General features: G+C 34.2%; 18 protein-coding genes and 2 pseudogenes. 6 read left to right on the plus strand and 14 right to left on the minus strand.

Going from position 1 to position 20,579, the window contains the following annotated elements:
• Positions 1–3: 3 nt before the first annotated feature.
• Positions 4–690 (minus strand): response regulator transcription factor, encoded by a 687-nt coding sequence (locus tag ABC357_RS15760; protein ID WP_412888423.1) that lies wholly within the window; start codon positions 688–690, stop codon positions 4–6.
• Between the two features lie 200 nt (positions 691–890).
• Here ABC357_RS15760 and ABC357_RS15765 point away from each other — a divergent pair, with 200 nt between their 5' ends.
• Positions 891–1,661, plus strand: a complete 771-nt coding sequence (locus tag ABC357_RS15765; protein WP_412888424.1) for a M15 family metallopeptidase — start codon at positions 891–893, stop codon at positions 1,659–1,661.
• Between the two features lie 328 nt (positions 1,662–1,989).
• Here the strand turns inward: ABC357_RS15765 and ABC357_RS15770 are convergent.
• The 4 genes and pseudogenes from ABC357_RS15770 to ABC357_RS15785 all read right to left on the minus strand — a co-directional run bounded on the left by ABC357_RS15770 (position 1,990) and on the right by ABC357_RS15785 (position 4,901).
• Positions 1,990–2,694: pseudogene (locus tag ABC357_RS15770) on the minus strand (Type 1 glutamine amidotransferase-like domain-containing protein).
• 174 nt (positions 2,695–2,868) lie between these two features.
• Positions 2,869–3,300, minus strand: a complete 432-nt coding sequence (locus ABC357_RS15775) for a GNAT family N-acetyltransferase (RefSeq protein WP_412888425.1) — start codon at positions 3,298–3,300, stop codon at positions 2,869–2,871.
• 176 nt (positions 3,301–3,476) lie between these two features.
• Complete coding sequence (locus tag ABC357_RS15780) at positions 3,477–3,749, minus strand: CD3324 family protein (protein WP_412888426.1); 273 nt, start codon at positions 3,747–3,749, stop codon at positions 3,477–3,479.
• Positions 3,750–4,358: 609 nt separating this feature from the next.
• The gene (locus ABC357_RS15785) at positions 4,359–4,901 is read right to left on the minus strand and encodes a TetR/AcrR family transcriptional regulator (RefSeq protein ID WP_412888427.1); all 543 of its coding nucleotides are present in this window, start codon (positions 4,899–4,901) and stop codon (positions 4,359–4,361) included.
• 168 nt (positions 4,902–5,069) lie between these two features.
• Here ABC357_RS15785 and ABC357_RS15790 point away from each other — a divergent pair, with 168 nt between their 5' ends.
• The 3 genes from ABC357_RS15790 to ABC357_RS15800 all read left to right on the plus strand — a co-directional run bounded on the left by ABC357_RS15790 (position 5,070) and on the right by ABC357_RS15800 (position 8,711).
• Positions 5,070–6,500 (plus strand): DHA2 family efflux MFS transporter permease subunit, encoded by a 1,431-nt coding sequence (locus ABC357_RS15790; protein WP_412888428.1) that lies wholly within the window; start codon positions 5,070–5,072, stop codon positions 6,498–6,500.
• Between the two features lie 880 nt (positions 6,501–7,380).
• Positions 7,381–8,082, plus strand: a complete 702-nt coding sequence (locus ABC357_RS15795; RefSeq protein ID WP_412888429.1) for an immunoglobulin domain-containing protein — start codon at positions 7,381–7,383, stop codon at positions 8,080–8,082.
• 296 nt (positions 8,083–8,378) lie between these two features.
• Positions 8,379–8,711 carry a cupin domain-containing protein gene (locus ABC357_RS15800; RefSeq protein WP_412888430.1) on the plus strand — a complete coding sequence of 111 codons (333 nt, stop codon included), beginning with the start codon at positions 8,379–8,381 and terminating at the stop codon, positions 8,709–8,711.
• 399 nt (positions 8,712–9,110) lie between these two features.
• Here ABC357_RS15800 and ABC357_RS15805 read toward each other — a convergent pair whose 3' ends face one another.
• Positions 9,111–9,569, minus strand: a complete 459-nt coding sequence (locus tag ABC357_RS15805) for a MarR family winged helix-turn-helix transcriptional regulator (protein WP_412888431.1) — start codon at positions 9,567–9,569, stop codon at positions 9,111–9,113.
• A gap of 146 nt (positions 9,570–9,715) precedes the next feature.
• Here ABC357_RS15805 and ABC357_RS15810 point away from each other — a divergent pair, with 146 nt between their 5' ends.
• On the plus strand, positions 9,716–11,038 hold the full coding sequence (locus tag ABC357_RS15810; protein ID WP_412888432.1) for an MATE family efflux transporter: 1,323 nt from the start codon (positions 9,716–9,718) through the stop codon (positions 11,036–11,038).
• Complete coding sequence (gene gshAB, locus ABC357_RS15815; protein WP_412888433.1) at positions 11,028–13,325, plus strand: bifunctional glutamate--cysteine ligase GshA/glutathione synthetase GshB; 2,298 nt, start codon at positions 11,028–11,030, stop codon at positions 13,323–13,325. Before ABC357_RS15810 ends, gshAB begins: the two co-directional genes overlap by 11 nt.
• A 210-nt stretch (positions 13,326–13,535) precedes the next feature.
• Here the strand turns inward: gshAB and ABC357_RS15820 are convergent.
• The 8 genes and pseudogenes from ABC357_RS15820 to ABC357_RS15855 all read right to left on the minus strand — a co-directional run.
• A pseudogene (locus ABC357_RS15820) lies at positions 13,536–13,859 on the minus strand (arsenate reductase/protein-tyrosine-phosphatase family protein); the annotation flags it as partial.
• 329 nt (positions 13,860–14,188) lie between these two features.
• A complete protein-coding gene (locus tag ABC357_RS15825; protein WP_412888434.1) occupies positions 14,189–14,563 on the minus strand; it encodes a hypothetical protein in 375 nt (124 codons plus the stop codon).
• A 262-nt stretch (positions 14,564–14,825) separates the two neighbouring features.
• Positions 14,826–16,301, minus strand: coding sequence for a HAMP domain-containing sensor histidine kinase (locus ABC357_RS15830; protein WP_412888435.1), 1,476 nt, complete (start codon positions 16,299–16,301; stop codon positions 14,826–14,828).
• Positions 16,291–16,968 carry a response regulator transcription factor gene (locus ABC357_RS15835; RefSeq protein WP_412888436.1) on the minus strand — a complete coding sequence of 226 codons (678 nt, stop codon included), beginning with the start codon at positions 16,966–16,968 and terminating at the stop codon, positions 16,291–16,293. The genes ABC357_RS15830 and ABC357_RS15835 overlap by 11 nt, the downstream gene beginning before the upstream one ends.
• A 367-nt stretch (positions 16,969–17,335) precedes the next feature.
• Positions 17,336–17,575, minus strand: coding sequence for a hypothetical protein (locus tag ABC357_RS15840; protein WP_412888437.1), 240 nt, complete (start codon positions 17,573–17,575; stop codon positions 17,336–17,338).
• Positions 17,576–18,290: 715 nt separating this feature from the next.
• Positions 18,291–18,899 (minus strand): ABC-2 transporter permease, encoded by a 609-nt coding sequence (locus ABC357_RS15845; protein ID WP_412888438.1) that lies wholly within the window; start codon positions 18,897–18,899, stop codon positions 18,291–18,293.
• Entirely contained in the window at positions 18,892–19,761 is an 870-nt protein-coding gene (locus tag ABC357_RS15850) for an ABC transporter ATP-binding protein (RefSeq protein ID WP_412888439.1), read from the minus strand. The genes ABC357_RS15845 and ABC357_RS15850 overlap by 8 nt, the downstream gene beginning before the upstream one ends.
• Positions 19,761–20,138: a GntR family transcriptional regulator gene (locus ABC357_RS15855; protein ID WP_412888440.1), complete on the minus strand. Its 378-nt coding sequence runs from the start codon at positions 20,136–20,138 to the stop codon at positions 19,761–19,763. The genes ABC357_RS15850 and ABC357_RS15855 overlap by 1 nt, the downstream gene beginning before the upstream one ends.
• Positions 20,139–20,579: the final 441 nt, after the last annotated feature.

The following is a 20,579-nucleotide window of genomic DNA, read 5'->3' on the forward strand; positions in this document are numbered from 1 at the left end:
TTTTTATACGATTTTATATCCAACTCCAAATACTGTCTCAACAAATGAATTTTTACTATCATCTATCTTTTTCCTCAACCTTTGTATATGGATATCGACCGTTCTTGTATCTCCTACATAATCAAAACCCCATACCTTATCTAATAAATTTGCTCTAGTAAAAACCTTCCCCTTATTTTCTGCAAGGAACAAAAGAAGTTCATACTCTTTATTTGTCAAATCAATCCTTGTTTTATTTTTATAAACCTCTCTTCTTTCTTTATAAATCACCACTTCTTTTCCTACATTAATTGTTTTAAATGATTCTGATTCAAAAGATTCTTCTATTAAATCAATTCTTCTAAAAATAGCCTTTACTCTCACAATGACTTCTCTTATATCAAATGGTTTAGTAATATAATCATCTGCACCTAGTTCCATTCCAAGGATTTTATCTACAGAATCCGATTTTGCAGTAACCATGATAATTGGAATACTAGAATCCTTAACAATACTCTTACAAACTTCAAAACCACTAGTATCTGGTAGCATCAAGTCCAAAATAATCATATCGGGATCACATTCTCTAACAAGTTTGATCCCCTGATCGCCTGTATAAGCCAAAAATGTTATAAATCCTTCTTTTTCTAAGGAATACGATAATAAATCTGATATAGCTACTTCATCTTCTATAATAAGTATCCTTTTCATTATTTCTCCCCACCCTCCCTAGTATCATATCTTTTCCTCATTCCTTCTGAAAGATATATCAGGAGAGTTTACAAATTAGATACAACTATTTTAATAATCGGAAAAAAGATATGCATATTCTGAAAAGTTCATCTACTACTATTGTGACATAGCAACAAAGACAATGTAAATCCGAAGTAAAAGTGAAGAAGGAGAAGAATATGCTAAAATTCATACAGAAACCAGCACCCAAAATAATAGTAATACTCATTGTTAGTCTTTTATTTAATTCCGGATGTAGTGTCAATCAATTGGAGGATACTAAAGCGCCTTCCTCCAATTTAAAACAAGCTACTAAAAAACCCCATGCTTCATCTAATGATTCGAATGCTATTGAAGTAGTCTCTAAGCCAGATGATATTACCGTTCTAGTGAATAAAAAGTATCGACTTCCAGACCACTATGTCCCGAATGATTTAGTATACCCGAATGTTCCCTTTATCTTTGATGAAAAAATAGACAAGCGTAAAATGAGAAAAAAGGCTGCTGAGGCATTAAAGAAAATGTTTGATGCTGCTAAGCTCGATGGAATCTATTTAGCTGGCGCCTCTGGGTATCGTTCAGAAGCTACACAAAAAACACTATTTGATAACTATGTTAATAAGGATGGGCTTGAAGAAGCTGATAAATATAGTGCTCACCCAGGACACAGTGAACATCAAACAGGCCTTTCTATAGACGTTTCAGGTATTACCGGAGAATTTGCAATTGAAGATGGATTTGCTAATACAGTAGAAGCGAAATGGTTAGAACAACATGCACCCGAATATGGATTTATCATCCGATTTCCAAAAGGAAAAGAAAACATAACTGGCTATAAGTATGAACCTTGGCATATTCGTTATTTGGGAATAAAACTAGCTACGGAAATAACCCAAAAGGGCATGACACTAGAAGAATACTACGATCGTTATCTTCTAGTTAATAAGTAAAATAACATGGCTAAATAATTCCTAATAAGTTATAAAGAGCGGTCCGAAAAAGCTTGAAACTAACTACATTAAAGTAAAGAACGATTTTCTTCTTTCGCCAATCCAAAAAGGGAACTGTGAGCAGTTCCCCCTTATACCATTCCACACACTAAGATTGTATTGTTCTTTTAAACCGTCACCGCATTACCTGAAGGTTCAGGAACGCCGGTAGCATATTCACTTTATTTACCAGAGGGCAATTTAATGGCCAATTAATCATGTTTTTCCTTATTGATAGAACACCCATTTCTCCTTCAGCCCTGCTGTTGTACTAATCACGCCAGCTGGCTCAATAAGAACCTAAAAATTCCGTTTCAATTTCTTCTTCTTTTATTTGTTTATCTTTATTTTTATAGACTTTATATGCCTTTGAATTAGGCCTTGAACTAACAATTTTACTTAAGTCTTCCTCAATGCAATGAATAGCAACGCCATCATCTGTCGCAATTCCATATTTTATTTTGTTAGAACCAATTAATTTATGATAGGCCGGTCTTCTGCCTTTTTCACCATCATAATGTGGACAATTACTACCCTTTAAAAAACCTAAACAATTTAATGGCTCAAGTCCGTCACCATATGAATCCGTTACTCCTTCTTCAAACCAACAAATGGAACCAGCGCTTATTCCGGCCAATAACACTCCTTGTTCCCAAGCCCTTCTTAAAATAATATCTAATCCCCATTCCTTCCATAAGACTAGTAAATTCTTAGTGTTGCCACCACCAACATAAATAATTTCTTTTTCTAATAAACAGCTCTCCAAATCTTTGGTGGGTGGTTTAAATAGTGATAAGTGAGAAGGCTGGCACTGCTGTTATTCAAAAAAACGATAATACCTGTAGATATAACGATCCGAATCTCCACTGGCAGTAGGAAGGAAACAGATTTTTGGATTTGTTTTACCCGACTGTTGAAGAATATATTTATCTAACAGTGGATTTTTAGGCTCCATAGAGAAACCTCCACCCCCGAGAGCAATTATTTGTCTCATCATCTTACATCCCTTCGAATTAAAGCACTTTAATAATAACTTCTCCTTAACCAATTTCAATTCCTTCTTGAATTAACCTGCACCGGTAGCTTCATAAGAAAAAAGAACTGCATTCACAGTTCCCCCATTCATTAAAGCCCCAGTTTGTTTTAGTTTTTTACAAATTATAATCATTCAAAAACTCTTTAATTCTTTCTTCAAATAATAATGCTCATATTCCCTACCTACATTATCTATACTTCCGAATACTTGATAACCGTTCTTTTTATAAAAATCCAACGCTTGAAAACTCAATGTATCTACTTTTATAAAATCACATTCTTTTTCCAAAGCTATTTTCTCCAGTTCTAACAGTAATCTAGTTCCATACCCTGATTTTCTTATACTCTCATCTATCATAAAAATGTGAATCTCCAACCAATTCCAACATACCTCACTCAGGATTCCACCACGAACATTATCATTATCATCCTTAAGAAACAAACAAATTTCTTCATATCTGCCTTCCAAATCTTTGGGAAAGTGCTTTAAATTAAACCTGTAAAGTTCATCGTTAATATATTGCTTACCCTTACTATTTAACTCTTTAGTAATATGAAGTGACATTGTACTTTTCTCCTATTGTATAGTTATATTTATCAATTCTTGAAGTAGGTATTTTATTTAGGCATTTGACTTATTTAGATTATATATTTTAAGAGCTGTTAGAAACGCCTCATACTTATTTCTTAAAAAACAATAAGCCAATGCGATTTTATATCACATTGGCTCAATATTAGATATTATTCATTTTTTACAGATAATACGATTCTTTGAATACTTTTAACCGATAAGTAATAGCTTGTACTTAATGTATTCATATCAATTCCGGATAGATAATCGTTATATATTTTTTTATTCCTTTGCTTCAATTCTTGTCTTGTATTTGTAGTAGATCCCCAACTTTTTTTATTACATTCTTTTCTTGGGATATAGATATATTCACCATCGATATATTCTTGAATCACTTTCAACAGTTCAGATGGTAAGTGTTCCGTTGCTTTTTTATAGCTCATTTCCACACTCCTAATAATTTATTAACTATTTATTAGAAACGAGCAAAAGCTATATTTATTCGATTGCACATAGCCTTTGCTATGCAGCTGAAATAAACTTTCTCATATGATAATGCCCCCCCTTCTAAATTACATAATATTCTAAATTATACTATAACATACTATTTATATTTAAGAGTAAGCAAGAACCAATACCCATTTAGCAGCATAAGCAAATCCTATTATGGAGCTCTTTCCATATATGACTACATCTAGTTTTAAAGTCAATTTTATTTAGAATACTGCTTTCTAAATTGGACTACCTGTGCCGATCGTACAATAAAAAATCAGCAAAAATCTGTAAGAGAAACGATTATTCAAGGGCATAAAAAGCCGATTGGTGTACATGACACCCAATCGGCTAATAGAACAATTTTAATATGAACATTTCAATATGGCACCCTATGCCTTTATCTCTTGCCTTACATGCAATAGTCCAATCCCATATGGACTATTCGTTAAACAAACAGCAGCAGAATCCAAAAAGAAACACCTATCCGGAAATAGCCATTTATAAATTCTCGGAATCATTCAGATCCTAGTTCTTCTCAAGCACGTTATCCATCCCAATTAACCATATAATTCGATAATTTGATTCGCTATATACTCGGAGCTGAAATGGACCCCATCTTTAAGCCACCACATAATGATACCAAGAATAGAAGAAGCGATAATATCCATTGATAAGATGATGTTTTTATTATTCATTTCTTCTCCAACACTTTGTATGAATATCGTTTCCTTTAGAAACATATGCAATTTCTTTTTGAATCCTGGATGTTCAAATAACACTGCAAATATTTTACGGTGCTTATAAAAATAATCTAAAAACGCAATTAATTGATCTTGATTATTTGCATTATCAATTTGGAAGATGGGCGACATTTCCAACGACAAGTCGTCGAAAATATCGTAAACCAATTGCTTTAATAAATCATTAATATCTGTAAAATGCAAATAGAATGTCGCACGGTTCAATTCTGCACAATTGGATATTTTTTGAACTGTCAGTTTCGAAATATCCGGGTTTTCAACCAATAATTCCACAACCGCTTTTTTTAACATTCGTTTAGAGCGGGTTGTACGTGGATCCTGTTTTTTATGTTTGGACAATTTAAATCTCCTTTATCTATTAACTTCTAAATTATTACATACATTTTCCGAATTTGTTGTTTAATTAACACATCTTAAAAAACTGTAAATAGGCAGTAGCAACAATAGATGTTAATATCTATTTTATTGACATGATGTCAATAAAGCAATCATAGAGGGGAAAATAATATGCCGGAAACAATCAATAAAAAAGTATTTTTGACCGTATTAATCTTAGGCTGTTTTTTATCTACTTTAAATCAAACGTTATTAAACGTTGCATTAAGTAGCTTAATGGATGTTTTTTCTGTATCCGCTACAACCGTACAGTGGCTATCTACTGGATTTATGCTGGTTAACGGGGTGCTGGTCCCTATTACCGCATATCTAATGAAGCGTTTTTCCACACGCCAATTATTTATAAGTTCAATGATGTTCTTATTAATCGGATCTATTTTGTGCGCAGTCTCGCCAAGCTTCTCAATCTTGCTGATAGGCCGGATGGTTCAAGCCATTGGAGCAGGAATTATTATGCCATTGCTAATGAGTGTTGTCATGTTTATATTTCCTCCAGAAAAAAGAGGCAGTATGATGGGGTTAATAGGACTAGCAATGATTTTTGCCCCAGCCATCGCCCCGACCTTAGCAGGATTTGTTATAGACTATTATTCATGGCGCTGGTTATTTATCGGAATCGTCCCACTTGTAGTGATCGTCATTTTATTAGCAATGAAATACTTAATAAATGTGTCAGAGGCTGCAAAAGCGAAGTTAGATATGGTAAGTGTCATTTTATCAACAATCGGCTTTGGACTGATTTTATACGGTTTCAGTAATGCGGGCAGCCGTGGTTGGGATGATAAGATTGTTATAGGATCTTTAGTTGCAGGAATAGTGACCACAGCATTGTTTTGCCTAAGACAAATTAAATCAGCCGATCCACTTCTCGACTTATCGGTTTTTAAAAATAAGCTATTTACGCTAACATCCATTATCAACATTATGGTCACGATGATGATGTACGCGGATATGATATTAATGCCAATCTATTTACAGGACGGAAGAGGATTTTCTGCATTTGACGCTGGTTTATTGTTGCTGCCCGGAGCCGTTGTCAACGCTTTTATGTCTCCAGTAACCGGAAAAATGTATGACCGTTTTGGCGCGAAGCCTTTATTTATTACCGGCTTGATTTTTATCATTCCTTCCATGTGGATTGTCACAGATTTAACTGAAACAACCTCTTTCCTATTTTTAATGATACGTACCATCTTCTTACGTATAGGATTAAGCTTCATTACAATGCCCTTGAATACAGCTGGTTTAAATGCTTTGCCAAGAACATTGGTAACGCACGGTACGGCAGTGAATAACACTGTTCGCCAAATTTCCGGGGCAATTGGAACGGCTATAGTCATTACTATTTTCACAGCGCAAACGACAAACCATGCGGAAACATTACTAAAGGAAACGCCGAACGCTGCAATTGGGGCTATTCGTTCACTTGCATCCATTCTGGGTTCAAGCGATGCCTATTATTTCATGACTGTTTTAGCTATTTTTGCATTGGTGCTAACATTATTCGTCCCATCTAAAAAAAGAGCTAAACAGATGCCGTAATCTTCAGCGGATATTTTTTATTCTACTCTAACGTAATAAAAGCTCTGCCTTCATTTATATTTTCATTCTGTTTTATGAATGCTAGGATTGAAAAAAGGCTGTCTGACAGTAGACAGCCTTTTTTTGCTCGATAAATTAACCCACCTCTTTAAAAAAACCATTATTTTATTTCCCGATGCTAACTCCCTTTACTTTCCATTTCAATATGAGATAATAGCTTAACGACTAATAGTCGAATCAATTAAAGGAGTGTTGACCCATGTTTGCTCTTTATAGAAATATCAATGGGGCAACAGAAACTCTAAAGGACTCTAATAGCCGTAGAGTTAAAACCTTTACCGATTTCTCTGCCGCATCTCAACTCGCGCAGAATCTTAACACACACACGACCTTGCATATGCAATGGTCTGTTAGTAAAATAGACAAGCACACCATAGCTTATTGATAAAAAATGTACCCATTCTTCAATGAATGGGTATTTTTTATGATCGATTTCTTATTCCACAGCATAAGATGGCTAGGCTTTTTGAAGTAAATCGAGATCATTACACATATGATCATTAGGTCCCCGCTTAGACCTGCTGTAAACATTAAGCCCATCTTTAAAACAGATAGGAAATTTTAGTTCTCACATTAAATTTGAAATACATATAATAATGTATACACCTAAAACATCACCTTTTTTCATTTCAGGCTATCCAAATTCTTGGATAGGCTTATTATGTTTAACCATCCATACTTTTAATGTCTCTTTAACATAGATTCATTTTACGTGGAAATTTTCCATACGGAATCTTGAGCTACCAAAAATATCCTCTTATGGTGACAGAAATATTCTTGATATACTAGTTTATATACTTATACTTACGAGGATTCTTAAATGAACATAAAAATAATAACAAGCGTTACTTCAATAATCACTACAGCTTTTCTTATTTTTTTATTTCTTCAGCATCATAAAGACATAAAAAATATAGAAGAAATCTCTTCAAGATTAACTAACTCTATATCCTTTGAAAATTATATAGAAAAAGCTAACAGCAAATATAAAAACAAAAAAGAATTGATAATCATTGATCTAGAATTAAAAAAATCATATGAGAATCTAAATGTAGTTCGACAATACGCTATCTTAGAATATTTCAGTAATCAACTTAGATATTTTATGCGCAATGGTGATTTCCATTCATCTTTACATAGTTCTAAAATTAGGATAAACGCTAAATTAAATAGTGATGTCTATCTATTCAATACCTGTCTTCCAGAAAAAAAAGCTTTCATACGAACAGAAAGCACTTTTTATAAAAACAACGAAAAAATATACACATCAGGCCAATTCACTCAAATGTTCAATAACTATATGTCTACTCCTTCTGAAACTATTCGTGAAAAAGAAATAATCAACTATTCTACAAAATTTTTCAATACACTTACAAGAAACGGAAAATATTTCGATCCGCAGAAAGATGCTCAAATTTTAATGGATGCTGTTTCTAAAAAATTCAATATTACTGCTAAAGAATACGATTTGATTTATCAAAAGTATCAGCTTGGTATAACAGGTGCCCCTATATTTGAATGAGGCACCTTTTTATTGCACATTCAATCATGCGGTGTTACTTAAAATTTTTGATAAACACCGACTACAAATGTGGTATTATATTCCAAAAGGAGTTTCATTCAGTGCAAAACATATCTATATTTCTACTAACTTTCTCCATGATATTCATATTTATATTCCCAATGGTGTTACTCATTCTAAAACAGTCTAAGTTGATAAGATTGCAACAAGAAAATAATAACCTTCTTAGAAACATAACGCATAAGCTAGACCATAAAAAATAACTTTTGTTGGTTTCCAACTGGAGGTAGACATAAATGGACCTGCTACGGCAAAAAATCCATCTGTTAAATTCTATTGCAAATGAGCGAGAATATAATAATTCCGTAGTTTCACAAGTGAATGACCATGTACTAAGACTTGCAGTTATAGATGGAGAATTCCATTGGCACCAACATGAAACTGATGAATTATTTATGGTACTAGATGGTGAGTTATTTATAGATTTCGAAAACAATCAAACAATTTCTTTAAAGCCTGGTGAAGTTTACACGATCCCTGCATTTACCCAACATAGAACTAGATCAAATCAACGGACGGTTAATATTTGTTTCGAAAAAGCAGAGAATAATATTAATGGCATTTCTTAAGCACAATCCCCTGGAGTGTGCTTTTTTAGTAAACTGAATAAATTTTATGTTTCATAAAAAATTTATTGGAAAAATATATACTCATGATATAATTGTTAAAAAAAGGATTTTTTTATGTCCAAACCTTTATTAACCTTCATATTAATCCTTATTTTAATTGGCCTATTTTTAATTTATAAAAATGGAAAATTACCACACCCTGCCACTACTTTTTTTACAGTGTTTGTAATTATGTGTCTTCTTTATATAGTCGCTTCCACCTATTGGGGTATATGGTTAAGGTTAGTCTGACCTAGTCTTCTTCCTCCCTATTCATAACTAAATGAAATCAGATCACGGCCTTTGCTTCTTTTATTTCGCCTAAAGCATGTTACTGCCCAAATCACCCATAAGATTGCATTATCCTATGGGTGTCGTACAACATTTAGTTGTCTTTGCCATACTTTTATTGAGTAATTGAATAGAGTGTAAAACCATTTCCTTCTCATCTTGGCTCATATTTGAGAAGACTTCATCTATATATTGATTCATTTGTTTATCAATATTGCCGGCCACTTCTTTACCTTCCTCCGTAAGGGACAAAATGGAAATTCTCCGATCTTTTGAATCAGTTTTTTTAGTGACCAGGTTGATTTTAATTAAGGATTGAACCTGTCTACTGAAAGTGGTTATATCAGTTCCCAAAGTATCGGCAACTTGTTGAATGGAGCGCTCATGTTGACGGCCAATTTCATATAAAATATGGCTTTGTACTAATGAAATATCGTGGCCGCCTACTTGGCAGCAATGTTTATTCAAAAAGCCGAAGCGTCTGGTAAAGACCTGGAATAATCCCCTCACATTTTGTTCCATTTTCATTCACCTCATCCTTTTATCTATTGCTTTATGTATACCCTTCGTTGTTAATTAACAATATAAAAGGTTTACTTGCAAGTTGCAAGTAATTAATTATACTATAAGGTTAACTTTATATAAGCATTTAGTTTTATAACAGGAGCGTACACATGAAAATAAAAGATTTAACTTCCGGAAAAGAACTTTCTGTTATTACCCTTCTTTCTTTACCGTTGATAGGAAGCTCCTTGCTTCAATTCCTATATAACTTTATCGATATGCTCTTTGTTGGCGGCTTAGGTCCCGATGCTATTGCATCCGTAGGTTCCGCAAGCTTCTTTATCAATTTGGGTTATGCCATCCAAGCAATGATCGTCGTTGGCGGAGGGATAAAAATTGCCCACTCCATGGGCAGTAAAGAATCAAATGAAAGCATTTCCTATATTGGAAATGCTTTGTTACTGAACTTTTTCATTGGTCTTATCACTATTGTAGGTTTGATATTCTTCGGTAATCAACTGTTAGACTTCCTAAATTTGAATAATGAAACTGTTCAAACAAGCGCGTATCAATATTTATCTGTTTCTGCGTTCATGCTCCTTTTTTCATATTTCAATACGTTTTTCATTCGCATGTTCAGCAGTTTCGGGAATAATAAGCAAAGCTTTTATATTAGTGCCTTTGGCCTTGTACTAAATATTATCCTTGATCCGATTTTCATCTATACGTTTAAGTGGGGCGTAATCGGCGCAGCATTTGCTACACTTATCGCCCAGATATTGATGTTTGTATCATTTGTCTACTTAGCGAGAAATGTATTATTCCAAAAGAATATTATCCAAATCGGTCTTCAAAAATCGGCAGATATAATGAAATTGGGCATGCCCATGTCCATTCAGAGAGTTTTGTTTACCGTCATTAATATCATACTGGCTAAATTAATTGCTTCGTATGGTACAGATGCAGTAGCTGCCCAGAAAATCGGCCTTCAAATTGAGTCGGTGACCTTCATTGTGATGGGTAGTTTGAATGGAGCTGTCAGCAGTTTTATCGGCCAAAACTTTGGAGCGAAAAAATATAGCAGAATCTTAAAAGGCTATCGTGTTAGTTTGATACTAGGCATCGTATATGCCCTCCTGACTAGCATCATTTTCATCTTCTTATCAGAAGAATTAGCCCGTCTTTTTACACGCGATTCAGAAACGGTAGCCATTACTTCATCTTATCTGCAAATTATTGGGCTGTCACAAATTTTCATGTCCATTGAAATGATCGGCACAGGTGTTTTCACAGGTATCGGAATGCCTAAAATTCCTTCTGCTATTTCAATCGTATTTACATTTATGAGGATACCTCTTGCCTTAATGCTTACCCCTATCTTCGGGTTAAACGGCATTTGGTGGAGCATAGCGCTATCTTCATTGATAAAAGGATTATTATCCATCATCATTTTTAACACTGTATATGGGAGGAAGTACAAACATGAAATGTAATCTGTTTTCTAATCTTACAAAAAGACAAATATTAGATGCCAGCTTTGGACTTGAACGGGAAGGATTACGTGTTACAAACGAAGGTGCCCTTTCATTAACTCCACACCCAAAGGTGTTTGGTGATAAAAAAGAAAATCCTTATATCACAACCGATTTTTCTGAAAGCCAACTGGAATTGGTTACTCCAGTCTTCCAAACGGCAAGCGATGCTGTTGGATTTTTGGCCTCGTTATATAACATAGCGGTATTGGAGTTGAAAAACGAATATATATGGCCGCAATCCATGCCAGCTAATACGCCAGATGATCAAGAAATACCGATAGCCATCTTCTCAACACAAAAAAAGGATGAACGTTATAGAAAGTATTTAAAAAACAAATACGGTGGCAAAAAACAACTCATTTCTGGTATTCACATTAATTTCTCTTTAGGAGAACCATTAATACACACACTTTATCAACGAACAAAGCAACAAAAACCTTTCCAAGAATTTAAGCACGATCTTTATTTAAAGCTAACCAGAAACTATTTACGTTATCATTGGTTCTTGGTATATATCCTTGGAGCAGCCAATGCTCTCCATAAGACATATGAACAACAATGCGTAGAATCACTGGATGAGATTTCAAATGACACCTATTCGAATGCAGATGCCACTTCTTATCGAAACAGCGTTTGTGGTTATCAAAATAAAGGATTCATTCAATTGGATTACTCCACTCTTGAAAAGTACATCGACTCCATTGCCGCCCATATAAAAAGTGGAGTGATTGAAGATATAAGGGAGCTTTATACACAGGTGCGCTTGAAAGGAAGAGGCTCCTCCTATTCAATAGACAATTTACGGCAAAACGGCATTGAATATCTCGAGATTCGGACAATCGATCTCAATCCATTTGAAAAGAGTGGATTATCCATTGATGATTTGAACTTTATTCATTTGTTTTTATTGTATTGCCTTGAAAAAGAAGAGACACAGTATGAAAATTGCCAACTGGAAAGTGACCAGAATAGAAAAAAGATAGCAACCCATGGTCAAAATCCACAGCTGACGCTCTTAAAAAATGGAACAGGCATTTCAATGGAAAACTGGGGGACTGAAATTATAAATGAGATGTTGGACATGAATCAACAGTATGATTTACAGTTCACTGATATTCTGAAGGCTAAAAGAGAGATCATCCAAAATCATAAAAAAACATATGCTTATAAACTGGCTCAGCTTTGCAAAGAAAAAGGCTATATATCTGCACATATGGAATTAGCCAAACAGCATAAAGACAAGGCATTCCAGGAACGGTTTCTGTTAAAACCCTATACAGATATGGAGCTTTCTACACAAATATTATTGAAAGAAAGCATTAAAAGAGGCATTTCTTTCAAAATCATGGATCGTAAAGAAAACTTCATCGAGCTCACAAAAGGATTGAAATCACAGTACGTAAAACAGGCTACAAAAACAAGTAAGGATCAGTATGTAGCTGTATTGATAATGGAAAACAAAAGTGTAACGAAGCAAATCCTGAGAAGGAATAATATTCAAGTTCCTGATGGAGAAGAATTTTTTGATCTCTCCTCAGCTAAAGAGTCTCTTCACCGTTGGATAAATCGGCCATTGGTCATTAAACCAAAATCAACGAATTTTGGCTTAGGAATCTCTATATTCCCTAATGGGTCATCTGAAAAAGACTTGATCCAAGGATTGAAGATTGCTTTCAGCGAAGACGATACCATTCTCATTGAGCCTTTCATTAAAGGGAAAGAATATCGGTTCATGGTCATTGGGGATGAAACGGTTGCCATCTTGCATAGAGTGCCTGCAAATGTGACAGGTGACGGAACCTCAACCATTGAACAATTGATAAACAAGAAAAACAAAGATCCATTAAGAGGAAAAGGATATAAAACCCCTCTCGAGAAGATACAAATTGATGAAAATATGCAGCTTTTTCTTCACCAGCAACAGCTTACAATTGATTCAGTTATTCCTGAAGGAACCGTACAATATTTACGCGAAAACTCTAATATTTCAACGGGTGGAGACAGTGTGGATGTGACAGATCAAGTTCCAAGCAAGTTCAAAAAAATAGCTGTGGAAGCATCTAAAGCAGTTGGAGCGAATATTTGCGGGGTAGATATGATGCTTGAAGATTTGACGAATGAGGACTCGCCTTATTCAATCATTGAATTAAACTTTAACCCTGCCATCCACATCCATTCTTATCCTTATATAGGGAAGGAACGGAATATTGCTTATGACATTTTAAAGCTCTTGAAATTCGGTTAATTTCTTGTAGGGAATCGTTTGAGTTTAAGCGATAATTTTCAAAGAACTACCTAGTTTAGCAGTTCTTTTTTCTGATGGATGTGTAAAAGATTAGCTTACCCTTCATCTGGTTATACCAATTGAATTTGTGTGATTGAGGGGCTCCATCCTTTTTTCTTTGGCATATAGATGTGTATCTATAATGAACAGAATCCCTTGTCTATATGTTTGTCATTCTCCCGAACAGGCAAAATGCTCAATACGTTCGCCAATTTCATCGCGCACCCGCTGGAAGAAAGCCCATTTTTCTTCATCTGTACCTTCTGCTTTTGCTGGATCATCGAATCTCTAATGCACGCTTTTCACGTGAGGAGGAGCCATTGGACAATACTCATCGGCATGGCCGCATAAGGGCACTACCAAGTCTGCAGTGTGCAGAATATCTGCGTCAATGATATCTGATGTTTGATAGGAAATATCAATGCCGATCTCTTTCATGGCTTTGACGGTACTCGGATCCAATCCGTGTGCTTCCAAGCCAGCACTTCTCACTTGATGTAAGCCATAAGGATGTTGAGCGCTAGCTTACATGCGAAGAACAACATACATGTTATCAGGACTTCCGGTAAATACGGAAGTCCTTTTTAAGTTAGCCCCCGCTTACGGGCGATTGTTGCCGTTCGTCGACCCTTGGTGACTACAGATATGCTGAACGTTATTCTCGATTATAAAACGAAGGTGTAAGGTTAGACATTAAAAAACGTCACCGATCCTTTTGAACAGCGTATTCGTCCTTGAACATCTTCTTCAAAAGGAAATGGGCGACAAGCATAAGAAGAGCTATGCTTTGAAACCCTCTTTTGATTTTAAAAGAGGATTATACTTTAATTTTTTCTAGTCGAATTGGTGAAGCTCTTTATCGTTCCATCTTCTGTAGTTTGTTCTGTGCTTTCTTCTAAAGAATTTTCATTGCTTTCTACTTCTTTTTGTGAAAGCTCTACTTTAATATCTTGGTCGAAACCTTTCTCAACATCCTGTTCTGAACCTTGTTCTGTAAATAGTAACGCGCTATTTTCATCCTGTTTTAAACCTTTTTTAGCTTCTTGATTTAAATCCTTTGCATCACTTTGTTTTGAACTAAGCTCAACTTTTTCTTCCAACTTATTTGGGGCATCTTGATTTTGCATACTAGCAAATGCTGTTCCTGTTGCGGCAAGCAATCCTATTGATGCTACACCGATCATCATCATTTTTTTCATTACTACATTCCTCCTAGATAAATTTTTGCAACCAATTGGTTTCTCTGCTATTTGGCTACAAGTAAAATATACTAGGGCTGTGTGTCAGGAAAATGGCAAGCCTTAAAGAACAATCCGTTTCTTTCAAGACAGTCCTTCAAAAAAGGAGAAATCCGAGCTAATTCATTATTCTAATAAAGAATTCAGTTCGGATTTTTCATTGATAAAATTGTTTTAGTTCTAGCCTCTTTTTCTGTGGCTTAACACTTCTATTACATATACATTATTTTACGTTTGGTAGGATTAAACGAAATACACTCCCTTGTGTAGAGGTGCTAAGTAAAATGATATCTCCATTATTTGCACGAGCATAGAGTCTACATAAAGGAAGCCCAAGCCCTAAGCCTTTCTTTTTATTTCGTTTACTATTACCTTGATAATATCGCTCAAATATAAAGGGAACTTCTGATTCCTCTATCCCTTTACCGTTGTCTCTAACATCTATCATCATTTGATTGTCTAGTACCTCACATCTGAAAGAAATCTCTGTCGCTCCAGCTATCACACTGTTCATCATTAGATTAATTAATATTTGTTTAATCTGTCCTTCATCTCCATATATTTTGTTATCCTCAATCGGAATATCGATGTGTACATGATAAAATGACGGAGTTGAACGAAGTTGCTTCATAATACTTTTAATAAGCTGAGTAAAATCAATAATAGAAGAATTAGCCTGAACAGCTCCTGCCTCCAAGGATGAAAAGTCTAGTAAATTATCAATCATTCTTTGCATTCGTTTCGCTTCATCTAAGGATATATGCAAAAATTCATCTGCCTCTTCCTTTTCTACAACTCGGTTGTTGACTGCTTGTATCATCCCACGTATTGAAGTTAGAGGCGTTCTAAGTTCGTGTGAAACGCCTGCTAGTAAATCCGTTCGCATTTGTTCTAACGCTTTTAGTTTAGTCGTCATTTCTTTAAAGGAATGGATTAGTTGTTGAAGCTCTAGTTCCTTAATATTGTTAGCACTAGGTAAATTAGGCGTATAATCTCCATCAGCTACTTGTATCGCAGCATGAGCTAATTGACTCATCGGTCTCGTTAACTTTCTTAATAACAAATAAATAACACACCAAGCTACAATTGCAATGCCAATAATAATAATAGAAACATATATATACATTCTTTTCGTTTCTTTATAATCAATCTTTACGGGTGCACTAAGGCTGATACCACTAATATCATCATTTTGTTTAGATAAAGGGACGGCAACACTTTGCCATAATTCACCGTTATGTTTGTATTGCTTTTTAATCGTCTTTCCTTTTAAAACGGGACTAAAATCAGGTGGATTTAGCATATTATTTTTTGATGAAAGCGCGACTGATTGTTCTTCATTTTCATCATTAGTAATTATTTTTTCTTTAATTGAAACTACTTTATTTTCTTTACGAGTGCCTAATAATAGCAATACCTCTCCTTCTAAAGGTTTTATAATTTGAGAAACCTTGATTGTACTTTGTGTTTGCAAAGAGTCTATGTCATTATTAGTTTGTGTATCTGTATAGCTTCGACTATAGATGTCGGCAAATTGTTCGGCTCTGGCTTCTAGAACAGCAAAGCTTTTATTATTGTTGTTATAACGAATCCAAAGTGTAGCTATAATACCGATTAAACACATCGTTATCAAAAGAACGAACGCATATCTCCACGTCCATATTCTCAGCATAGAGGTGGACGTTCTTCTATTGAACATGAAGCGTATACCCCACTCCCCGAACTGTCTGTATTTCCCCCTCTGATTTGGGCCAGTCCTTTAATACCTGTCGAAGCCTTTTAATAGTCGAATCGACTGCACGATCTCCTCCTTCATAATCAATACCCCAAATTTGATCTAGAAGATGCTCTCGGCTGAAACACTGATTTGGATGCTTAGCTAAAAAGGCAAGTAAATCCCAATCACGAGGATATATAAACAATGCTTCATTACCTAAATGAGCAGTACGAGCTGTAAAATCAATATTTAGACTTCCTAACTTTACATTAGTATTCTCCACTAAATAAGTAGAACGTCGGAGCACAGCTTGTACTCTTGCAACCACTTCCTCAGGATCAAATGGCTTTGGAATATAATCATCTGCACCTTGTTGAAGCCCTTGTAACCGTTCTGGCACTGAACCTCGCGCTGTCATAATAATAACGGGGCAGCTACCATCTCGACGTATCTTCCTCAAAATATCCATACCATCATATTCTGGTAACATTAAATCAAGTAGGACTAAATCAGGCTTATACGATAGAAATAATTCTTCCATATTTCCTTCTCCTATATTCCATAACACATCAAAGGACTCACGTACTAGATACGCTTTTAATAAACGTGCTATAGGTGCCTCGTCTTCTATTAATAGAATTTTCTTCATATTTAGGCATGCCCTCTCTTATAAATACAAATAAAGTAAAGTATATTTTTTAAGTTAATTAGACGATTCAAAGTCTCATACGTCTAATACCTTATTTTAACTTCACTATGTGTCACAAATAAGGCATTATTATTTATATAGGGTTAAAACACATAAATCCTATTTAACCTAATACTCTTTAATAAATCCTCTATCCCGCATTTAATTGTGGTTTCGTTGCTCTTTCTTACTCATAACTAAACATCTCTTTAATTTCTTCACTTGCTTCTGGCAAATCCATTCCCTCTTTCCAAATTAATTTATGATGTTTTGGAGTACCGTAATATACCGCTTTCATCTTGATTCCACGATCTTTTTCACGAGCTTCTTATTCAAAGAAATCATAACCCTTTACCATATAATTTTTATAACGGGCTTTACTCTTAATAATAGGTCTCTTCGGAATCAAGTAAAAATCACCTTTTTCGTCTATCTCATATTTCAATCGATTTACATTATAATTGTCAGTTAACTCAATATAAAAAACTATTCTACCATCGCCTAATGAACTTACTTGACTAAGCTCTACCACATCCATCGGAACATTGGTAATATTCCATTTAAACAAACCTCCATAGACTAGAAAAATGGATAAACAAATGATTACACCTATAAAAAAGGATTTTATCCTGTTCTTTTATTTTAGGAATGTTGCTATGGTATCATAAGAAGTAGAACAAAAAGTTGCATTCGTTCTATATTGTTCAGACAGTAATTTCTGGTTGAACTATATATTATGAACGCACCCGATCGTATTATAAGGTTGACCTTTTTATTTGAGGTACAGAAACATAATTGAAGCTTTTCACATGATAGTAATAATACCTCAATATAAAAAGGGCTTGATATTTACGGATAAATATCAAGCCCTTTTACATCTTTATCGGGGTCATTTACTACAAGTACAATTTATTTAGCCAATGACTCACATACCTTTTTTGTCTCTTTAATTATGTATTTTGTTAATGAATTCTTTATTGATTAAATAATGTTTTAGAGTTCTTTAGCCAGCTTTTTATTGAATATGCATGGTGTGCTAATGTTCTTTACTATTTGTTTATCCCGTTTCTTTAAAAAAATAATAATTAAATAACCAACCATCCCAAGAATAAGGCTCCTTAGAAATTTGTAATATATATGATTAGGCGTGTCTAAATATTCCTACAAAACCGGCCAAAATAGTACTGCAATGATATATAAGACTAGTTTCATTATGAAAGAACCTTTCGAATCTATTCGCTCTACTTAGTAATGGTCATTTTTATTTTGCTTCTATTTGTATATTAAAATACCTTTTTCTCATAAATCCTTACAGAGAGGATCCAAGAGACTACATAAAATAATATAAGTATGGCACCTGTACCTAGAAATATTTGTATGTTATTTAATTCTATAATTCTAGTTGTTATGCTTCGAATTTCATCGTTTAAATTTGGAATTAAAAACTTCAACACAGCTAAATAGAGTACAAATAAGCCAATTGAAGCAGTAAGCAAATATTTGCTTGTAAATTTATAGGAAAACGGAAAAACGAATGATATTAATACCATAACAACACTAGTAATAAAATATATTTGTTTCCAGTTAGTCACTTCTTGGTTTATAAAATAATTACTCACCACGACAACACTCATGACTAAGAACAGACAAACAAAAACCGACACATATTTTGAACTAACCACTTCTCTTCTAGTATAAGGCAGTGAACTTAACAATGTTTGTATAGACTTTTTTTCATCACTGGAGAATATATGCATGGCCATAGCGAACGTAAAGAGTACCCCAACGAACATTACTGATACATCTATAAACGCATAGAAAACGATTCCTGCAAGTGTACCTAGCAACATTTTTTTATGGATAAAAAAATCCTTTACTATTAAATTAAACAATTCTATCCACACCCTTCTTTGTATAATACATAATATCTTCTAAGGTAGCCTTTTCGAATAGTGCTATGTCTTGAAATAAAGAATAAGCTCTTTCCTTATTTGCAGATAAACCTTCAAATCCATGTTCCGACTTACGAAGTGCAATAAACTCTTTCTCTATGTCTGAATCTAATAAGCTTAAATCCCCTTTAACAACCGCATATTGCTCTTGAATTTTATACGTTTCATTCGTAAAAATATGATGGCCATTATGAATAAACGTAATATAGTCAGCAATTTTATCTAAATCCGCAGTAATATGCGTTGAAAAAAAGATTGTTTTTCCACCATCACACATCAAATCGTGTAAAATATCTAGTAATTCTCTTCGAAAAATGGGATCTAGACCTGAGGTGGGCTCATCCATTATAATCAGTTCCGCATGATGAGATAAAGCAATGGCTAATGATGCCTTCATTACCATTCCCTTTGAAAATAGTTTCATTTTTTTATTCAAAGGGAGCTGAAAAGATTGAACATAGGACTGAAATAAGGCATCGTCCCAATTTTTGTAAGAACGCTTTACTATATTTTTCATTTCATGCAATGTTAAGTGCTCATAAAATATGCCTTCATCATAGACAAAACCGATACGTTGCTTAATCTCTTTTTCATAATTCTTATAGTCGAGTCCAAAAATTTTTATTTCTCCGCTATCAGGTTGAAGAATATTCATTATCAGCTTTATTGTTGTGGATTTCCCGTCACCATTTCCACCTATAAAGCCCGTCACAAACCCCTTCTTAATTGATATAGAAAAATCCTTTAGTTCAAAATCATTGAATTTTTTATTCACATTTTTAATTTCGATTACATTTTTCATCACTCAACCTCCTCATATAACACGGAAAGCAATTCTTTGAGTTCTTGTAAATCCAAACCTATTTCCTTACTATTTTGAATGGCTATTGTAAACTGTTCCTCAATTATTTTTCTTTTTCTTTCGATTATCATTTCATGATTTTGCTCTGAAACAAAAGATCCTTTCCCAACAACTGAATAAATCAAACTGCTTTTTTCAAGCTCTTCATAGGCTCTTTTGGTTGTAATAACACTTACATCTATCTCTTTAGCCAAATGTCTCATGGAAGGTAAAGGATCCCCAGCCAATAAACGTCCTGATAGAATGTTCTTTTTTATTTGTCGATATATTTGTTCATAAATTGGCTCTTTGGAATTATGAGATATTAAAATTTGCATACAATCATCCCTACCATATATTGTATATATACTTTATTTACAATATATACAAAAGAAATCTGAATGTCAATAAATACCATTAATAAAAATGATCTCAACTTTATAAACGATAATCAACTCAATCTTCCTTCCAAATCAATCCTGTTTTTTCACTATAAAAGGAATCAGTTTTATTACTGAAATCTCTATACTTTAAAAAGCATAGCAAAAAAGCCAACGATACTCGTTGACTTCAACTATTATAAATACTTCTTATAAATCCCCTTACTATCATAGCTTTACAAGATCCCCTTATCTTCCACCATCGCTTCCATATGGACGCCGCACCCCCATAGCTGTTAAATATAAGGCAGCACCTTCTCCAAATATATCACATCGAGCGGATACGCTGATTCCAGTAGGATGCCCAGCCATGGTTCTTCTAAAGGGGTTATTTCCAAA

Source organism: Bacillus kalamii (genome assembly GCF_047238185.1).
In the GTDB taxonomy this organism is placed as follows: Bacteria; Bacillota; Bacilli; order Bacillales; family DSM-1321; genus Bacillus_AD.